Origin of the sequence: Nonlabens ulvanivorans (genome assembly GCF_000732625.1) — a bacterium.
Lineage (GTDB): Bacteria > Bacteroidota > Bacteroidia > Flavobacteriales > Flavobacteriaceae > Nonlabens > Nonlabens ulvanivorans.
In genome coordinates this window covers 282,843-302,638 of sequence record NZ_JPJI01000023.1, presented here as the reverse complement: position 1 = coordinate 302,638, position 19,796 = coordinate 282,843, and the positions used below count along the sequence as shown (strand labels likewise).

At 35.1% G+C, this 19,796-nt stretch carries 17 protein-coding genes; 7 read left to right on the top strand and 10 right to left on the bottom strand.

What is annotated here, in order from left to right; genetic code table 11:
- Window positions 1-82: 82 nt before the first annotated feature.
- The 4 genes from IL45_RS03740 to IL45_RS03725 are packed head-to-tail and all read left to right on the top strand — an operon-like array spanning window position 83 to window position 5,334.
- A complete protein-coding gene (locus IL45_RS03740) occupies window positions 83-1,363 on the top strand; it encodes a sugar isomerase (RefSeq protein WP_036580467.1) in 1,281 nt (426 codons plus the stop codon).
- Between the two features lie 10 nt (window positions 1,364-1,373).
- Complete coding sequence (locus tag IL45_RS03735; RefSeq protein WP_036580466.1) at window positions 1,374-2,747, top strand: FGGY-family carbohydrate kinase; 1,374 nt, start codon at window positions 1,374-1,376, stop codon at window positions 2,745-2,747.
- Between the two features lie 4 nt (window positions 2,748-2,751).
- Window positions 2,752-3,900, top strand: a complete 1,149-nt coding sequence (locus IL45_RS03730) for an alpha-hydroxy acid oxidase (protein ID WP_036580464.1) — start codon at window positions 2,752-2,754, stop codon at window positions 3,898-3,900.
- 18 nt (window positions 3,901-3,918) lie between these two features.
- Window positions 3,919-5,334: a purine-cytosine permease family protein gene (locus IL45_RS03725; protein WP_036580462.1), complete on the top strand. Its 1,416-nt coding sequence runs from the start codon at window positions 3,919-3,921 to the stop codon at window positions 5,332-5,334.
- A 212-nt stretch (window positions 5,335-5,546) separates the two neighbouring features.
- Here IL45_RS03725 and IL45_RS03720 read toward each other — a convergent pair whose 3' ends face one another.
- Together IL45_RS03720 and IL45_RS03715 are read right to left on the bottom strand one after the other, a co-directional pair.
- Complete coding sequence (locus tag IL45_RS03720) at window positions 5,547-6,737, bottom strand: DUF1501 domain-containing protein (protein ID WP_036580461.1); 1,191 nt, start codon at window positions 6,735-6,737, stop codon at window positions 5,547-5,549.
- A gap of 2 nt (window positions 6,738-6,739) precedes the next feature.
- Entirely contained in the window at window positions 6,740-8,122 is a 1,383-nt protein-coding gene (locus IL45_RS03715) for a DUF1800 domain-containing protein (RefSeq protein WP_036580459.1), read from the bottom strand.
- A gap of 319 nt (window positions 8,123-8,441) precedes the next feature.
- Between IL45_RS03715 and IL45_RS03710 the strand changes: the two genes are divergently transcribed.
- On the top strand, window positions 8,442-9,491 hold the full coding sequence (locus IL45_RS03710) for a formylglycine-generating enzyme family protein (protein WP_235183316.1): 1,050 nt from the start codon (window positions 8,442-8,444) through the stop codon (window positions 9,489-9,491).
- Between the two features lie 306 nt (window positions 9,492-9,797).
- Entirely contained in the window at window positions 9,798-10,616 is an 819-nt protein-coding gene (locus IL45_RS03705) for a universal stress protein (RefSeq protein WP_036580456.1), read from the top strand.
- A 55-nt stretch (window positions 10,617-10,671) separates the two neighbouring features.
- On the opposite strand, the gene IL45_RS03700 is transcribed toward IL45_RS03705, so the two are convergent.
- Window positions 10,672-11,088, bottom strand: coding sequence for a BLUF domain-containing protein (locus tag IL45_RS03700; protein WP_036580455.1), 417 nt, complete (start codon window positions 11,086-11,088; stop codon window positions 10,672-10,674).
- A 179-nt stretch (window positions 11,089-11,267) separates the two neighbouring features.
- Between IL45_RS03700 and IL45_RS03695 the strand changes: the two genes are divergently transcribed.
- Window positions 11,268-12,980 (top strand): FAD/NAD(P)-binding protein, encoded by a 1,713-nt coding sequence (locus IL45_RS03695; RefSeq protein WP_036580452.1) that lies wholly within the window; start codon window positions 11,268-11,270, stop codon window positions 12,978-12,980.
- A 70-nt stretch (window positions 12,981-13,050) separates the two neighbouring features.
- Here IL45_RS03695 and IL45_RS03690 read toward each other — a convergent pair whose 3' ends face one another.
- The 7 genes from IL45_RS03690 to proC all read right to left on the bottom strand — a co-directional run bounded on the left by IL45_RS03690 (window position 13,051) and on the right by proC (window position 19,788).
- Window positions 13,051-13,527: a ferritin-like domain-containing protein gene (locus IL45_RS03690; protein WP_036580449.1), complete on the bottom strand. Its 477-nt coding sequence runs from the start codon at window positions 13,525-13,527 to the stop codon at window positions 13,051-13,053.
- 276 nt (window positions 13,528-13,803) lie between these two features.
- Entirely contained in the window at window positions 13,804-15,081 is a 1,278-nt protein-coding gene (argH, locus tag IL45_RS03680) for an argininosuccinate lyase (RefSeq protein ID WP_036580445.1), read from the bottom strand.
- Between the two features lie 10 nt (window positions 15,082-15,091).
- Entirely contained in the window at window positions 15,092-16,156 is a 1,065-nt protein-coding gene (locus tag IL45_RS03675; RefSeq protein ID WP_036580443.1) for a M20 family metallo-hydrolase, read from the bottom strand.
- Window positions 16,156-16,932 carry an acetylglutamate kinase gene (gene argB / locus IL45_RS03670; RefSeq protein WP_036580440.1) on the bottom strand — a complete coding sequence of 259 codons (777 nt, stop codon included), beginning with the start codon at window positions 16,930-16,932 and terminating at the stop codon, window positions 16,156-16,158. The genes IL45_RS03675 and argB overlap by 1 nt, the downstream gene beginning before the upstream one ends.
- Window positions 16,932-17,870 carry a Rossmann-fold NAD(P)-binding domain-containing protein gene (locus IL45_RS03665; RefSeq protein WP_036580438.1) on the bottom strand — a complete coding sequence of 313 codons (939 nt, stop codon included), beginning with the start codon at window positions 17,868-17,870 and terminating at the stop codon, window positions 16,932-16,934. The genes argB and IL45_RS03665 overlap by 1 nt, the downstream gene beginning before the upstream one ends.
- Window positions 17,867-18,991, bottom strand: a complete 1,125-nt coding sequence (locus tag IL45_RS03660; RefSeq protein WP_036580435.1) for an aspartate aminotransferase family protein — start codon at window positions 18,989-18,991, stop codon at window positions 17,867-17,869. Before IL45_RS03660 ends, IL45_RS03665 begins: the two co-directional genes overlap by 4 nt.
- On the bottom strand, window positions 18,988-19,788 hold the full coding sequence (proC, locus tag IL45_RS03655; protein WP_036580433.1) for a pyrroline-5-carboxylate reductase: 801 nt from the start codon (window positions 19,786-19,788) through the stop codon (window positions 18,988-18,990). Before proC ends, IL45_RS03660 begins: the two co-directional genes overlap by 4 nt.
- Window positions 19,789-19,796 lie beyond the last annotated feature (8 nt).

Genomic DNA, 19,796 nt, shown 5'->3' with positions numbered 1-19,796 from the left:
CTGAAATACTATTATTATACAGGAATTCTTCCATAAAGTACTATTTTAACTTATGGAAGTTTTTCATTAAAATATCAATTTAATGAACTTAACTAAGCAACATATTCAAGACGATAATAAAAAACATCTTGACGCTCATTATAACAGCTATAATCATCTTGCAGATGCTTTAACAAAAAAAGGTCATAATTTAGAACTGATTTTAAAGCAATTATCAGATTTTCAAGTAGCAATTCCTAGCTGGGCATTAGGAGCAGGAGGAACACGTTTTGGACGTTTTTCTTTCTATGGCGAACCTTCCTCATTAGAACAGAAAATCGATGATATAGGAATACTTCATAGTCTAACACAAACCGCTGGAGCGGTTTCATTACATATTCCTTGGGATATTCCATCAGACTACCAAGCTATAAAAGAAAAAGCTGATCATTTAAACATTAAATTTGATGCTGTTAACTCAAATACATTCCAGGATCAAACAAATGCAAAAGAGAGTTACAAGTTCGGTTCATTAAGCAATACGAGTAAAGCTGTAAGAGATCAGGCGATACAACACAACTTAGATGTTATTAAAATAGGTAATGAACTAGGATCTAAGGCATTAACCGTATGGTTAGCAGATGGTTCAAGTTTCCCTGGTCAAAATAATTTCCAAACTGCATTTCAATACACTCAAGATAGCTTAATCGAGATTTATAAAGGCTTACCTAAAGATTGGAATCTCTTAATAGAATACAAACCTTATGAACCTAACTTTTACAGTACTGTTATTCAAGATTGGGGTGCATCATTGATGCTCGCAAATGGTTGTGGTGACAAGGCATATACCTTAGTAGATTTAGGACACCATTTACCTAATACTAATATAGAGCAAATAGTAGCCATTCTGCAATTAAAAGGAAAACTTGGAGGTTTTCACTTTAACGATAGTAAATATGGCGATGATGACCTTACCGTGGGAAGTATTAAGCCATATGCGCTATTCTTAATTTTTAATGAGTTAGTTTACGGTATGGAAAACAATCCTCAAAATCCAGATCTTGCCTGGATGATCGATGCAAGTCATAATATTAAGGATCCACTAGAAGATTTAATACAATCCTTAGAAGCTATTCAAGAAGCTTATGCAAAAGCATTATTAGTAGATCAAACAGCATTAAAAAACGCGCAATTAGACAACGACGTTGTTAAATGTCAAGAGCTTTTACAAGAAGCCTATAGAACTGACGTAAGACCATTACTAGCTGAAGCACGATTACAAACAGGTGGAGCAATTAGCCCTATTAATAGTTATAGATCGTTATCTGTACGAGATCTATTAATTAAAGAAAGAGGTAAGAACACCTTAGCAACAGGACTGTAAACTAGTAGCCATGAAGCAAAAAGTAACTGCTGTATTTGACATAGGTAAGACCAATAAAAAATTCTTTCTATTTGATAATGACTTTAAAGAAGTACATCGAGAGTATTCTCGTTTTGAAACTGTTAAAGATGAAGATGGGCACCCTACTGAAGATCTAGCAGCGTTACAAAAATGGTTGAAAGATTTGTTTCATCGCATTTTAGAAAATGAAGAATATACCGTTAAAGCCATCAATTTTTCAACATACGGCGCTAGCTTTGTACATCTAGATGAAAATGGCGAGGTACTGACACCACTTTATAACTATACTAAAGAAATAGATCCACAAGTTGAGGAAAAATTTTATGAAAAATACGGTCCAGAGTTAACCTTTGCTACTAAAACGGGTTCTCCACGCTCTGGTTTGCTTAATTCTGGTATGCAACTTTACTGGTTAAAACATCAAAAACCAGAAGTATTTAAAAAAATTAAATATTCACTACATTTACCTCAGTACCTTAGTTATATTTTCACGGGAATTGCTTTAAGTGAATATACCAGTATAGGTTGTCACACATCTCTGTGGAACTATGAGACTAAAGATTATCATCAATGGGTCTACGAAGAAAATATTCATGAAATTTTACCACCTATAGTTTCTACTGAGACTAGTATTAACATGAATTATAATGGTAAACGTATTAAAATAGGTGTGGGAATTCACGATAGCTCCTCTGCCCTACTGCCTTATGTAAGAAGTATTAAAAAACCCTTCATTCTAGTATCCACAGGCACTTGGTCTATTTCTTTAAATCCCTTTTCTAAAAAATTACTAACTGAAGACGAGACAAAAAACAGTTGTATCAATTACATGAGAATTAATGGAAAAGCAGTTAAGTCATCTCGATTATTCTTAGGTAATGAATATAATCTACAAGTAAAAGAACTATCAAAAAAGTTTAATGTTGAAAAGGATTATCACAAAACAGTACAATTTGACCATCAACTATATGCTGAAATTTCTAAAGAGTTCAAACATAGTTTTGCCTGGAAGTCCTTTTCACATGAAAACATGCCAGCAAAAACATCCTATCAGTATGATAAATTTGAGCATGCATATCATCATATGATGATTGAATTAGTCTCATTACAAGTAGAAAACATTGAGAGAATCTCTAAAGAACAACAAATAGACCGACTATACGTAGATGGAGGGTTCTCAGACAATGATCTCTATATTAAATTATTATCCCACTACCTCAGAGATATGAAATTACGCACTACAAAAGCCTCATTAGGATCAGCACTAGGTGCAGCAGTTGCTATTTCTGACAGAAAATTGAATTCTAAATTTTTGAAAAAGAACTACTCTCTTAAAAAACATGTACCCTTTATAATTAAATAAAACTATGGCATTAAACATAAATACTAAATATCCTTCCATAGATGATTTAAGAAACAAGGCTAAAAAGAAGATTCCTAAATTTGCTTTTGAATATCTAGATGGTGGCTGTAATGAAGATGTAAATCTTCACAGAAACACTTCTGAATTAAGAGAAGTACAATTAAAGCCTAATTATTTAAGAAATCACGGTGGATCCTCTTTAAAAACTAAGTTATTTGGTATTGAGTATGATGCACCATTTGGCATTTCTCCTATAGGTTTGCAAGGTTTAATGTGGCCTAACTCACCAGAAATTCTTGCTAAAGCTGCCTTTAAACACAACATTCCTTTCATTCTTAGTACAGTTACCACAACCAGTATAGAAAGAGCTGCAGAACTTACTGAAGGAAAAGCATGGTTTCAACTGTACCATCCTACCGAAGACCGATTGAGAGATGACATTATCAAAAGGGCCGAAGCTGCAGAATGTCCTGTTCTAGTTATTCTTTGTGACGTACCCAGTTTTGGATTTAGACCTAGAGATATTAGAAATGGACTCGCCATGCCTCCTAAAATGAACTTGAGTAATGTCCTACAGGCTTTAGGTAGACCACACTGGAGTATAGAGACACTCAAACATGGGATTCCTAGTTTTGCTAATCTATTGCCTTACATGCCTAAAAATTTAGATCTCAAACAACTAGGCAAGTTCATGGATCAAACTTTTTCTGGGAGATTGAATGAAGAGAAAATTAAACCTATTCGCGATATGTGGAAAGGGAAAATCGTTCTTAAAGGAGTTGCATCACATTATGATGCAGAGCAAGCCATTCGATTAGGTTTAGACGGTATTATTGTTTCCAATCATGGAGGAAGACAACTAGACGCCGGAGAATCTTCCATCAAACCTCTTACCTCTATTGCTGAGAAATACGGTGATCAAATTGAGGTGATGATGGATAGCGGCATACGTTCTGGTCCAGACGTGGCAAGAGCACTTGCTTCTGGTGCAAAGTTCACTTTCATGGGACGATCTTTTATGTATGGAGTTGCCGCTTTAGGAAATAAAGGTGGTGACCACACAATATCCTTATTAAAAACAGAATTACAACAGGTGATGGAGCAAATTTGCTGCGAGCGCGTAGAGGATTTCCCAAATCACTTGATTAAATAAACTAATACTAATCTACTAATGAGTCAAGTAAACATAGAATCAGATCAAATAGAAGAAATAGCCGGTGGTGAGTTTGAAAGAGAACCAGTACCGAAATCCAAATTAAAAGGATGGAAAAGTTTTCTAGGAATGTATGCTGGCGAGCATGCCGCAGGAACTGAATTTATGATAGGACCACTATTTCTTACGGCTGGTGTAAGCGCCTTTGATCTAATTGTAGGTCTGCTATTTGGAAATTTATTAGCTGTTTTAAGCTGGCGTTTTTTAACCGCAGAAATTGCAGTTAAAAACAGATTGACATTATACTTTCAATTAGAAAAAATATGTGGTAAAAAACTAGTAACCGCTTATAACCTTGCTAATGGTATTTTATTCTGCTTCTTAGCGGGATCCATGATTACTGTATCGGCTACGGCAGTAGGTATTCCATTTGATATGGAAATGCCTAAACTTTCTGACACCATGCCTAATGGAGTTACTTGGATCATCATCGTTATTGCAATAGGAGCAGTAATTTCCTTAATTGCATCAAAAGGTTATGATACGGTTTCTAAAGCGGCAAACTGGATGTCTCCTGTTATTGTTCTAGCATTTGTTGCATGTGGAGTTGTTGCATTAACACAATTAGAGGTTACCAGCTTTTCAGACTTCTGGAATATTTGGGGAGAAGGATCAGAACCATTTCCTGGTCAGATTAAGTTTACCTTTTGGCACGTAGTGATATGGTCATGGTTTGCAAATGGCGCCATGCATGTAGGGATGTCTGATTTATCAGTATTTCGTTTTGCAAAGAAAGCCAGTGCAGGATGGACCACCGCAGCAGGAATGTATGTAGGGCACTATATGGCATGGATCGCAGCTGCACTTCTTTACGCGGTATATTTAAAAACTCCTGAAGCATTAAGCTTCTTAAACAATGGAGAAGCTCCACCAGTGGCACCTGGTCCATTAGCAAATAATGCGATAGGTATTTTTGGTATTATAGCTGTTGTTCTGGCAGGATGGACAACCGCAAACCCTACAATTTATAGAGCGGGACTCGCTTTCCAGGCTATTATTCCTAAAGTTTCTACATTCTGGGTAACCATTATCGCTGGTACCATTGCTACCATAGCAGGTTTATTCCCGGCATTTGCTATGAAATTGCTTGGTTTTGTGGCGCTGTACGGCTTTATTCTAGCTCCTGTGGGTGCTGTGATTGTATTTGAGCATTTCTTTGCAGATAAGTTTGGCATTACAAAGAACTACGCAGAAATCGCAGGTATCAAAGTCAACAATGCCGTTCTTTTTGCTTGGGCGATAAGCTTTGGGCTGTTTTACTTTATCTCAGTACAATTTGATGTGTTTCTTTCGTTTGTAACTTTACCAGCATGGCTATTAAGCGGTGTTTTGTTCTTAGTCTTTAGTAAGGTGATACAAAAAAAAGGCTCTTAAATTAATCGTATTGAACTAATTAACTCTAAGGAGTTAGACTAAAAAAAACTCTATAAATATATCCTATTTGTAGAGCTTTTTTGTTTTTAACAACTCGTTATCTCAGCACTGCTTCATTAAATCTTTTTAACGTTTTTGATCAGGTCGTATTTAGTTACCTGTGAATGATTAGGAGTTCGCTTTCGCGAAAGCGTAATTCAAAGCAATCAGGCTTAAACAAAATCTAATTTACTGAACTCTTTATTCAGTACAGTAGCATCATCCACGTCCATCCATCGATCTAGAATAGTAGCATATACCGTACGAAAATCAATTTCAAATTTCATATCACCATTATCATCTAGTTGAGACAGGTTTGCCGCTGGATTATAAAAACCAGCCTTTTTTAAATTTCCACCCATAATGTAAACCTGATTTGCCGTACCGTGATCAGTTCCATTAGAAGCATTTTGTGCCACACGACGACCAAATTCTGAAAATGTCATCACCAGCGTGTCCTTAAAGGTATCGTTCTTTTCTAAATCTTTTATAAAGCTAGACATCGCATTGCTGTAGGTTGCGAGCAATTTCCCTTGACTGTTTTGCTGATTCACATGGGTATCAAAACCACCCATAGAAACGTAATACACCTGTGTTTCTACTCCAGAATTAATGAACTGGGCGGTAGTTTTCAATTGTTTCGCAAATGGATTATTAGGATATTCCTGTTTACTCTCATAAACGCGCGTTTTCTCATGCAAGTATCTAGCACTACTTTTTGCAGCCAGCATGGTTTTATATAGATATCCTAAATTGTGTTCACTTAAATGAGTATCTGTTTTTTGATGTAATACTTCACTAAAAAATGGTTGTTCCATATTACGACGAAACAGTGCCGCATTTTGTGTGGCAATACCGTTACGATTTTCACCTTTTAATATCATCGATAAGTTCTCATCTACTTCTATCCCTAAATGCGATTGCGTACCTACTTTTTCTATATATCTACCCAGCCAGCCACTTTCTAAATATTGTGTTGCATCACTAGCACTATGCCATATATCTGTAGAACGGAAATGGGATCGATTAGGATTAGGATATCCTACATTGTTAATGATACTTAAATAGCCTTTATCATAAAGTTCTTTTAATGGTGCGAGATGCTTATTAAACCCTAAATCATCTGTAGCTTTAAGAATCTTATTTTCAGGAATAGCGATTTGTGGTCTACTACTATAATAAATATCATTGCGATAAGGCACGATGGTATTCAACCCATCATTACCACCAGAAAGTTGTATCACTACCAGTTTTTTAAAACCAGAAATACTAGCTGGCGCGTTTTCAAACGCACGCATAAAACTGGGAATCATAATCGCACTACTGGCTAGCGCACTGCGCTTTAAAAAGTCTCTACGTTGCATAATTAACACATTTGATATTCTGGTAAACTCATTAATTGAACACAGCGATTGCGCTTATCTGTTGCAGGTAATTCATCTATAAATCTAGCGGTATCCACATCTAGAGTTGTGGCTATAAGGATGTCTTTTAATTCTTGTACTGTTTGATTTCTATAGTTTTGTTCAAATAATTCCCAGTTTACGGTAACTTTAAGATGGGTTTTACGCTTTTTCTTTGCTCTATAAAAATCTTCAAAATCATCTTCAAATGCCGCCTGTTCTTGAAATTCTATTTGCATATTATTAAGCATCGTACTGGCTAGATTCATACGTAAAACGAGTGTATTTGCATCTATCCAGCTGCGATCGCCTTTCCAGCCTGCAACATTTGGTGGATAAAATAATACTTGTCCCATCATTTTCTGTAAGTAAAACAACTGCTTTTCTTTATTAAAAACAGTAGGCACCACTTTTTGAATACCTGCCAGTAATTCTATAGGCGATTTAATTTTAACACCTTTATGTTGCGCATCATAAAACCAATCTGAATTAAAAATATAGCGCATCAATTTCTCGATATCATAATGTAGATAAAAAAAATCTGTAAGCTCTTGAAGCCGTACCTCATCCGCCTGCGGATTCACAAAGTATCTATAGATCTTCTTACAAATAAATCTAGCACAAGCTTTTTGCTCTAGAATTATATCAATGATATCATCGCCATTCCAATTGCCTGTTTTACCTAAAAAGGTTTTTTCTCCATCATCATGTTGCCGATCACGTATTATAAATTGAGCTTGCCTGTTTGAAGACCAACCAGTAAATGCACGTGCGCCTTCTTGAACATCTTTTTCTGTATAATTTCCTATACCAAGTGTAAACAGTTCCATTAGTTCACGTACAAAATTCTCATTGGGACTGCTTTTTACATTCTTATTGGTATTTAGATAATTAAGCATTGCTGGCTGTCGCGCCATAGCTTTTAAAAAGTCTCTTAAATTACCTAAAGCGTGCTCGCGTAGCATATTGTTATACCATAGTGTATTCCACACCATATTATCACGACATACAAAAACATTAGTCCAGAAAAGTGTCATTTTTTCACGTAATCCAGCCTCTGGTAAAGACAATTGCTGTAACCACATATAATTAAGATCGCGTGTCATCTGTCTACCTTTTTGCCTCAAACTCCTAAAGGCATCAGTGGTCATTTTTTGTCTAACGCCTTTTTCTCGCAAGATTTCAAATGGTGACAAATCTATAGATAAGGACTGTAGAGATTGTGCTTTAGCAAAAGCGAGATCAACAACTTTCTCGCGAGACAGTTGCTTATACTCCTCAAGTTGGGCTGGACTGATACCAAAACCCAGCCGCCAATACAGATGTTTTAGATCGCTTTTTTCCATAGTCTTAAAAATAATACAATTAAGACTTGTAATTATTCTTTAAGTTTAAAACATCACACTAAAAAAACAATCTCTGTAAATCTTTTAGGTAAAAAGGCATCACCAGTTGTAGAAATGGAACTAATGCCGCTAAGGACGGTATGAGCAATGCCAGTATATATGGCACTTACTTATATTACTAATATTATAGAATCTAGATCGCTTCATTCTTTACAATTATTCTATTAATAACTATCTTGCTAGTATACATTTGAAAACAACATTGACCTACAAAATGATAATTAAAACCATAAAAATAAGTACTGTAATTATATGCGTTATGTTACTAAATTCTTGTAATTCAAAACCGAGTCATAAGGATGGTACTTCACAAAACATAGCGTTACTCATAACACCACCTGAAGGTATTACAGCACCAGAAGGAATGATATGGGTTCCAGGAAAAGTGTTTATCCAAGGTGCAAAACCTAATGACCCTATGGCAATGCCTCGTGAAAAACCTGGTCACAACGTGCTAGTAGATGGTTTTTTTATGGATGCAACAGAAGTGACCAATGCTCAATTTGAAAAATTTATCGAGGCCACTAATTATGTAACCGTAGCTGAACGACCAATAGATTGGGAAGAAATGAAAAAAGAATTACCAGAAGGAACACCTAAACCTCCAGATTCTGTTTTACAACCAGGTTCACTAGTTTTCAATAAAGATGTAGAAGCAGTCGTAAACATGAACAATTATGGCCAGTGGTGGACATGGAAAATAGGCGCTAACTGGAAACAACCGGATGGACCAGGCAGCTCTATAGTAGGAAAAGAGGATTATCCCGTAGTACATGTAGCTTATGAAGATGCTATTGCTTATTGCAAATGGGCAAATCGCAAACTTCCTACTGAGGCACAATGGGAAAGTGCTGCACAGGGAAAAGAAGCTGATAAAATCTTCACATGGGGAAATGATATCTCACAACTTAGCTCTCAAACTAATACATGGGAAGGAACCTTCCCTACTACTAACACTGGTGTAGATGGTTTTAAATATATTGCTCCGATTAAGTCTTTTCCTCCTAATGATTTAGGTTTTTATGAAATGGCTGGTAACGTTTGGGAGTGGACAACTGACTTGTATAATCATGATTATTATAAACAATTAGATACCACTAAGCCTATAATAAACCCAACTGGTGCGTCAACATATTTTAATCCTCAAAGCCCTTACCAAATCGAAATGATTATGAAAGGTGGTTCTTATTTATGTCATTCGAGTTATTGCGCTAGTTTTCGTATCAGCGCTAGAATGAGTACTAGTAAAGATTCTGGAAGTGATCATTTAGGGTTTAGAACTATTGCTTCTATAGATATGTTGAAATAATCCACTCCACATCTTCCTTCAAAAAGTTCGAATTCTTTCCCCAACGCTCACCATAAACCATCTCTTTTAGAGATGGTTTATTATTTAAAGCTTACTCTTTGTATATAGATTTAAAATAAATTTCTAATATTACTTCAACGTTTGCAAGAGTACCTACATGTCTGGCTAGCTACTATAAAATCGATGAACTACAATCGATCATCCTTTTACTTTATAAAAGATCAAATATATAAACTATGATAAAAGTCAGCTAGAAGAAATACTGTAAAACAGTGGAAAGCAGTAACTTTAAACAAACTTTATCACATGAAAAATATCATCATACCAGTAGACTTCTCAACGCATTCAGAATATGCTTTAAAGACAGGTGCCATCATAGCCAAAAAGCATAATGCTACCTTGCATGTACTTCACATGTTGGAATTGTCTGATTCTTTGATATCATACTCGGCAAATGAAAACAAGAATGAGATGATGTTTTTACTGGCTCTTACAAAAAAGAAATTTGAGCCTTTTCTGGATAAAGATTTTCTAGAAGATGTAAAAGTTGAGGCCCTAATAAAACATCATAAAGTTTACAAAGAAGTAGATGCCCTAGCGCAAAAAGTAAATGCAGATCTTATCATAATGGGTTCACATGGATTAATGGCACATGAAGGGATTTTTGCAGGTTCTAATGCAGAAAAAATGGTGAGAAATAGTAATACACCAGTATTAACTGTTAAGTCCGACCCCAAAAATTTTGATCTTAAAAATGTAGTTCTAGCCACAGACCTAAGTGCACAAAGCGTTGCAGCTTATAAAAAGGCATTAGATATTTTTGATACTTTGGGCAGCTCTATCCAATTGGTTTATGTGAACAGACCACATCATAATTTTATAAGTACAAGAGAATTTAAGGAATTAACTCGCGAGTTTGCAAAAGCTGGCGGGACAGATCAGGTAGAATTTATAGCTGGTTATACTGTTGAAGATGGCCTATTTGAATATGCACATGATGTAAAATCTGATTGTGTGGCCGTAAGCACGCATGCTAGAAAAGGAATCTCACACTTCTTTAAAGGAAGTATATCTGAAGATGTCGCAAATCACTCAAAACTACCAGTGATGAGCTTTAAAATTTAGTAAATAAAGACCTTTCATATTATGGCGGCTATCAATAGTATAATTGATAGCCGCTTTAAGCTTCTCTAAACATTAAAAAAGGAGCTAGCAATCTAGACAATTTATCACATCGACTGTCATACCTATTGGATTCTAGATAATTATTGATGTCATCAAGATCGTCAGTAGTTTTAACTATACTGAATTTGCTGTTATAATTTTTGAAAATGAGATTATCTGTTTTTTTATTAAAAACCTCGTAGATATTTTTATGTCTACTATCCTCTACAATCCTAGCATATAATGGATCAATCACTGCTTTATTACCTTCTAATATTTGAAGATATTTACCTGCAATATGTAAAAAAATACCATAAATATTATTTGCATTGTTAAAGCTACTACTCTGATTAAAAAGCGCTTCCATATCGTTCTTATTTAAAGAAGTAGTCTCATCACTAAAATAACATATAGTATAATAATTGCTCTCCATGTAAGTGGTTTTAAAAAATCCAAAATAGACAATTATAAAAATAATAAATTATTTAAATTATTTGGACAAAAATTACTTTTCTCGTAATTTAAATCTTAATTCTTAATTTTTTAAGAATTAATCAAACCTTAGGATATAACCTATTTTGAAATTCTATCTTGTGTCTTTAAATTTCAACTATGTATTCACTAGCCATTGTAGGTTTAGGCCCGAGAGGATTATATGCACTTGAGAGTTTATTTGTAACGCTTTCGCGAAAGCGTCATAAAATCATTCCTAAAGTAGCTTTAATAGAATCCCAAACAGAGATAGGTTGCGGTAGCGCCTGGAGTATCCATCAACCTGATGCAAATACTATAAACATTTCTGACAGAGACCTCGTTGAGCTTCCTGAACGTGAAACAATAAACGGAGATGGATATCTTATCATTGCTTTTCCTTCTTTTATTGACTGGGTGCGCGATAATTACAATCATGAACTAGATGATAACAAAGACACCTATTTTAAGCGGAATGTCATGGGACATTACTTGCATCAACGGGCTAGAACTATAATTGACCCTTTGATTAAACAAGACGTTGTAACGCTTATTAATGCTAGAGCAACAAGTTTAAAAATTGTAAATCAAATTACTGAAATCGATTTTGAAAACGATCAACACCAATCAATACATGTACAACATACCCTATTAACCACTGGCCATTTACCTGAAGAAAAATCCAAACAAGACGAAGAATTTAGTCATCATGCTAACCAATTCAGCGACGTTTTTTTTATTCACAATCCTTATTCAAAAAAGGCTTATAACCAGTATAACCAATTACATCACGTTGCTATCAAAGGAATGGGATTAAGCATGATAGATATAGTTCATTTATGTATTGCACGATTAAACGGTGAGTTTAAAACTTTAAATCAAGAACCTTTTTTATCTTATGAACACCATTCTAAGTCAGATTTAAAGATATATCCGTTCTCGTTAGATGGGCTACCTGTAATTCCAAAACCTTTAGGAAAAAAAGTAGATCAACACTTTAATGTTGAAAAAGAAGTTATAGATAATTTAAAAAAGAAATTGCAAACATTGCAAGAAAGTCCGCAGCATCTCAAAATTGAGAATATACTAGCTCCTATTGCAGATATTATTCAGATAATTTATGAACGATTGGAGTATGATGATTCAAATAAAGATATTCATTCTCTAATACTCGACTGGCTGATGGGTAAAAAGGTGGATAGCTCTATATGGCTGGATAAAGAGTTAAGTTCGGTTGATTATTTAAAACAAGCTTGTTTAATGGCTTGTGGCGATCAACCATTTACACTAGATTATACCATAGGCCAAGTATGGAGACAGCTACAACCAACACTTTATTCCATTTTCACTCATTCTAATTTGCCACCAGATTTACAAAGCGAGTTCATAAAGATCGATGAGTTTACTAAACGTTACTCCTATGGTCCACCAGTAGAACGAGTTTTACAATTAATCGCTTTATCAGAGTGTGGTATACTAGATTTCGGTTTAGCCTCTAACCCGACGATTATAGAAGATAAAAATGGGTGGATATTGAAAAATAAATCTACTGAAAAGAAGGTGCATGCCATGGTAAATGGTGTATTGGCCAGTCCAAACGTTAAAAAAATCAACGATCCATTAATCAATAGCTTGTTCTCTAGCAACTATCTTGAACCTTTTCATAAAGAACTTGGAATTAAAACAAATGAAAATGGATGCGCTCTTACTGAGACAGAATCTACAATAGATATAGCAGTACTAGGTAGAAATGCTAAAGGATCAGTTTATGGTGTAGATGCGATTCTTGAATGCTTTAGTACAGAGACTGAAAAATGGTCCAATCATTTTGTTAATACTCATTTATTGGAATAGCATGATTTCATTAAAAATCAAAAAGCCAGTAATCATATTACTGGCTTTTTGATTTAATCTGAAAATATTATTAATCTACTATATCTTCTAATCCTTTTATCGTTTGTAGTGTATTTTCTATTCCACTTAATTGATTGCGGACTACGTCCTTATACTCGTGCAAATAATCTTGGTTTTCTAATACATCCTTGTATTCTTGAACGGCAGCTTTATCTCCGCGTATGCATTCTTCTAAAATAGCTTCATCATTTTTACCAGTAAATGCTGTCTTGAAATCCATCCACGTGCGATGTGCTGCTGCTGTGGCACTTCCTTTTTCTACTGGTGTAGCATTTAAAAGTCTTAATGATGCGTCTAATTCATTTGCATATTGACTACGATGTGCTGCTTGTCGCATAAAATAAGTTTTCAAATTATCACTCTTCACATCAGTGAGTGCATTTTTATAGCCTTGTTCTGCATCATAATTTTTCTCAAGTAAAGCATTTAATGCATTTACAGTGGCATCATGTGATTTTCTGTGAGCTTCTTCTCTTGTAGTTTCCATAGTGGTTAATTTTATTTAGTTAGTGATTCGTTTAGTTGGCGTTTCATCTCTTTGACCTCTTTATTGCGCTTATGTTCCATATAGTAGTTGTAAGCTTGAAAAGCGAGCTGCGCGACGGTCAATACTTTAAAGAACTTTTTCATAGTTTTTATTTTAAAGATATTAACGAATTGTAATAAAATAAATGACTTTAGCACTATTTAACGACTTAATTATAATGGATTCACAAAAAAAGCTTGTTTACATTATTTTTTATGAATTAAATTAACAAATAAATCACTCTATAGGGAACTTTTCTCTAATATGACTCAATGATAAGTTATGAATACTACCTATATGAGTATGGTGCTTTGATGTATCTGGAACATACGTTCCATTCTCAACCTGCTCACCTATCGTTTTATACGCTTCTCTGAAAGATGCTCCATCTACCACTAGATTACTGATATTATCTACAGTAAATAGATATTGATATTTCTCATCACTAAGGTCAATTTCCTTTACTATAATTTTCTTTATAGAGTAATTAAAGATTTCTAGAATGTCATTTAATTCTACAAAAGAAGCGATCACATTCTCTTTGAGCAATTGAAAATCTCTGTGATAACCACTAGGTAAATTGTTTGTTATCAATAACATTTCAGTTTGTAAAGCTTGTATTTTATTGCACTTACCACGTATCAATTCAAAGACATCTGGATTCTTTTTATGCGGCATGATGCTACTACCTGTCGTTAACTCATCTGGAAAACTTATAAACCCAAAATTCTGACTCATATACAAACAGATGTCCATCGCAAATCTAGAAAGTGTATTTGCCACGTTTGATAAAGAAGCAGCTATACTTCGTTCATTTTTACCTCTAGTGAGTTGTGCAGCAACTACATTATACTTTAACGCTGCAAAACCCATTTCTTGAGTAGTGAATTCTCTATCGATAGGAAAAGAACTTCCATAACCTGCAGCACTTCCTAACGGATTTTGATCTACAATACGCATCGTAGCGTCTAGAACATATACATCATCCACCAGCAACTCTGCATAAGACGAGAACCACAAACCAAATGATGATGGCATCGCCACCTGTAAATGAGTGTAACCTGGTAACAATTGATCCTTATGTAACTCGGCTAAATCTAATAATGTATCAAACAATGTCTTTATACTAGTTCTCGTTTGTCCCAGTGCCTCTTTGTAATACAATTGTAACGCCACTAGAACTTGATCATTTCTAGATCTAGCCGAGTGAATCTTCTTCCCTACTTCGCCCAGTTGTAAAGTCAGTTCGTGCTCAATTTTAGAATGTACATCTTCAAACTGATCATCAATAATAAAAGTGCCTTCTTCTATTTGTAATGCAATCGCATCCAGTCCAGATTCTAATTGTTTTAACTCTTCGCTAGAAATGATATTAATCTTTGCTAGCATTCTAGCATGTGCACGAGATGCTATTACATCATAAGGAGCAATATGTAGATCAATCTCGCGATCATTACCTACTGTAAACTGTTCCATTTTTTTATCTATCGCAATTCCTTTATCCCAAAGTTTCATAATTCTATCTTTAAAAAATACTCGTTAATAAATTGATGTATATATCGATGCCTTCTTCAATCTCTTCTAGATAAATAAACTCATCAGCGCTGTGAGATCGTGTGCTATCGCCAGGACCTAATTTTAAAGAAGGACAACTTAAACACGCCTGATCTGATAAAGTAGGTGATCCATAAGTGGTTCTTCCCATCGCTATTCCTGCTTGCACCAACTCATGTTCTACAGGAATAGAAGAAGAATTTAATCGCAAACCTCGTGCAATAATTTCATCACAAGGCGACTGTTCTTTCAGCATTTCTGCGATCTCTTGATTGCTGTATTTATCATTGACTCTTACATCAATGACCAGTTCTACCTCTGACGGCACAGCATTATGTTGCACGCCAGCTTTAATTTGCGTTACCGTCATTTTTACATCACCTAATGCCTCAGATGATTTGTCAAACTTAAAATCTTGAAACCATTTTAAAACTTCTATAGAATTGTAAATCGAATTATTATCATTGGGGTGAGCCGCGTGTCCTGGCGTCCCTTTTATTTTAGCATCAAAAACGACCAATCCTTTTTCAGCGACTGCTAGATTCATTAAAGTAGGCTCGCCTACAATAGCAACATCTATATGTGGTATGATATCTAGCATACTATTTAAACCATTTGGGCCGCTACTTTCCTCTTCGGCGCTAGCGACTATGACAAGGTTATATTTTAGATCTTTTTGCTTATAAAAATGAGTAAACGTAGCTATTAAGGAAACCAGACAACCACCAGCATCATTACTGCCTAGACCGTATAACTTACCATCTTCAACTATTGCTCTAAATGGATCTTTTGTGTAGGCTTTATTAGGTTGTACCGTATCGTGATGTGAGTTTAATAATAACGTAGGTTTCCCTTTTTCAAAATATTTATTAGTCGCCCATATATTATGATGGTCTCTTTTAAATGGAATTTCATGATTATTAAACCATGATTCTATCAGTAGAGCAGTTCCTTCTTCTTCACTAGAAAACGATTGTGTTTCAATCATTTTTTTCAACAATTCTAGAGCCTCTTTTTTTAAATCTTGATGTTTCATTAGTTCGATATTGTTGTGAATAAACTGTTTGAATTTTGAAGCATATCTGGCAATCCTACACATACTTTTTGCACGCCATTTTGAATAGCATGAAAACAATTTTGCATTTTAGGCAGCATTCCGTCGGCAATAATCCCTTGAGATTTTAAATCTTGATAATTTTCTAAATTGATATTCTTAATTACAGAATCTTCATCTGTGATATTCTGCAAAACTCCTTTTTTCTCAAAACAGTAATACAGTTCTGTTTCATAGTTTTTGGCTAGTGCTATAGCGAGTTCAGCCGCAAGAGTATCTGCATTTGTATTTAATAATTGACCATGTCCGTCGTGCGTTATGGCGCAAAATACTGGAGTACGCTTTCGCGAAAGCAACACCTCAACAATCTCTGTATCTACCTTTACAACATCTCCAACATAACCAAAATCTACCTCTTCTACATCTCGTTTTTTAGACAAAATAGTATTCCCATCAGCTCCTGTAAATCCTATAGCATTACACTTCTTAGCTTGTAACTTTGCTACAATGGTTTTATTTACTTTACCAGCATAAACCATAGTAGCAATGTCTAGTGTTTCTGAATCAGTGATGCGACGGCCATCGATCATTGTTACTTCAAGATTCATTTTTTGAGCTAATTCTGTAGCTACTTTTCCACCTCCATGAATAAGAACTTTCAGCCCTTTTATCGCAGTAAATGTGGTTAAAAAATCATCTAGTGCTTGCTGGTCATTGATAATGTGTCCACCTATTTTTATAACTTTAAGCTGTTCCATTATTCTATGTTTTCTAAAATATTTTTTAAAACTACTTGAGCTGCATAGGTTCTATTATTAGCCTGGTGGATGACGATAGAGTTCTCACTAACTAGCACAGCATCTTCTACCACAACATTTCTTCTTACAGGAAGACAGTGCATAAATTTTGCATTACCTAATTTTTCCTGAGTCATCATCCAGCTAGCGTCTTGACTTAAAACCTTACCATAATCAGTATAACTGCTCCAGTTTTTCACATAGACAAAGTCGGCTTCTTTCAAAGCTTTTTCCTGATCATAAATCACCGGTGTATCTTTTACAATCGCATCAGATAATTCATATCCCTGCGGATGCGTAATCGTAAAATCTACGTTTGCCATTTGCATCACTTCAATAAATGAGTTTGCCACTGCTTGCGGCAAGGCTTTGGGATGTGGCGCCCAAGAAATAACGACTTTGGGCTTTTTCTTGGTTTTCAATTCTTCCAGAGTAATAACATCTGCAAGAGCTTGTAAAGGATGAGCTGTTGCACTTTCCATATTTACAATAGGTACAGACGCATATTTTATAAAACTATTTAGGACTATTTCTTGAGCATCCTTTTCTTTATCAACTAAAGAAGGAAAAGCTCTTACCGCAATCACATCTGCATATTGAGAGATGACCTGAGCAGCTTCTTTTACATGTTCAGAAGTGTCTGCATTCATCACCGTTCCATCATCAAATTCTAGTTTCCAAGAATCATTCACATTTAATATTTGCACTTCTAACCCTAGATTCTTTGCTGCTTTTTCTGTGCTTAATCGTGTTCTTAAACTCGCATTAAAAAACAACATTACTAGAGTTTTGTTCTTACCTAGATGTTTAAATTCAAATGGTGCTTGCTTGAGTGCAATTGCCTCTTCAACTATTTGAGAGAGGTCTTTTATATCTTTAAGTTCAGTGTATTTTTTCATAATTCGGCTTTTAAAGCGTCAAAGAATAAATCGATATGAGATTCTTTAATCGTTAATGGCGGCAAAATTCTTATCACGTTAGGATTCTTTGCACTACCAGTAAAAATGTGATGATTAAACAGAATGTTCTTTCTTATTGTCGTAATAGGAAAATCAAATTCTAGTCCTAACATTAATCCGCGTCCTTTTACATTTTTAACCTGTGGTAATTCTTGAGCTCTTTTTAAAAAGTGAGCAGATACTGCTTTTGCATTATCCATTAATTGCTCCTTTTCTATAACATCTAGCACCGTAGAAACTGCGGTGCATGCTAGATGATTACCGCCAAAAGTAGTACCCAGCAATCCATAAGAAGCCTTAATTTGTGGATGGATCAAAATACCACCTACAGGAAACCCATTTCCCATACCTTTTGCCATTGAAATAATATCTGGTTCTAGTCCATGTTTTTGAAATGCAAAAAAATCACCAGTTCTACCAAAACCAGATTGCACCTCATCTGCAATAAAAGAAGTATTGTACTGACGACATAAAGCTTGCAAACCTTGATAAAATACAGTAGTATCTTCATCTAGACCACCTACTCCTTGAATACATTCTACAATCACCGCACAAACGTTATTCTTATCTAGTGCTTTTTCTACAGCTTCCAGATCTCCTAATTCAATAATTTCTACTTCTTGTTGTGCATTTAATGGTGCGATAATTTTTGCATTATCTGTAGCCGCCACCGCTGCAGATGTACGACCATGAAAACCATTTTTAAAAGCGATTACTTTATGCTTTCCATTATAAAAAGAGGCTAGTTTTAATGCGTTTTCATTTGCCTCTGCACCAGAATTGCACATGAATAGTTGGTAATCTTTACAACCAGAAAAGTCAACTAATTGATGAGCAAGCGCTTCTTGCAATGGGTTTTGAACCGCATTACTGTAAAAGCCTATCTTAGAAACTTGCTCACTTATATTATTTACGTATTCTGGATGAGAATGACCTATAGAAATAACAGCATGACCACCATATAAATCTAGATACTCGACATCATTATGATCATAAACATAAACATCTTGTGCACGCACGGGCGTCACATCAAAAAGTGGATAAACATCAAATAAACTCATATCTGTTTTTCTTTAATCGTATTAATTTTTTGAAAAGAAGCTATCATTCCTTGAATAAGCGAACTGCTCAATCCTTTATGTTCCATCTCGTTTAAACCTTCTATGGTGCAACCTTTGGGCGTGGTAACTTTATCGATCTCTTGTTCTGGGTGGTTGCCTGTTGTTATTAATAAACTTGCAGCACCTTCGGCAGTATGCATTGCTAATAATTGTGCCTCGCTAGCGTCAAAACCTAACTGAATAGCGGCTTGTGTACTCGCTCTTATTAATCGCATCCAGAAAGCTATTCCACTAGCACATACCACGGTTGCAGCTTGCATTTGTGTTTCTGGAATAACTAGGGTGGTTCCCAAACGATTAAAAATAGCCTGAGCTACTTTTATTCTAAGAGTCCCTTTTTCATTATGACACAGACAGGTCATCGATTTACCAACCGCGATCGCTGTATTAGGCATTGCCCTAATCACATGCTGATGTGAACCTACAATTGCCTCTATTTTATCTACCGTAAAACCAGTTATCGTCGATATCAACACATGGTTCTCATTAAATAAATCTTTAGTTGTTTCTAGAATATCAGTAAAATGTGCTGGCTGCACCGCAAATATGATAATGTCAGATTTCTTGATTGCTTCTTCATTATCTGCAGTCAAAAACACGCCAGAATAATCTTGAAAAAACTCTAGATCTTCTAGATTCCTTTTAGTTAAATACAATGTCGTTATTGCATTATTATGAATCAATCCCTTTGCGATGGAGCGGCCTAAATTACCAGTTCCTATTATGGCTATTTTCATGATTTTGA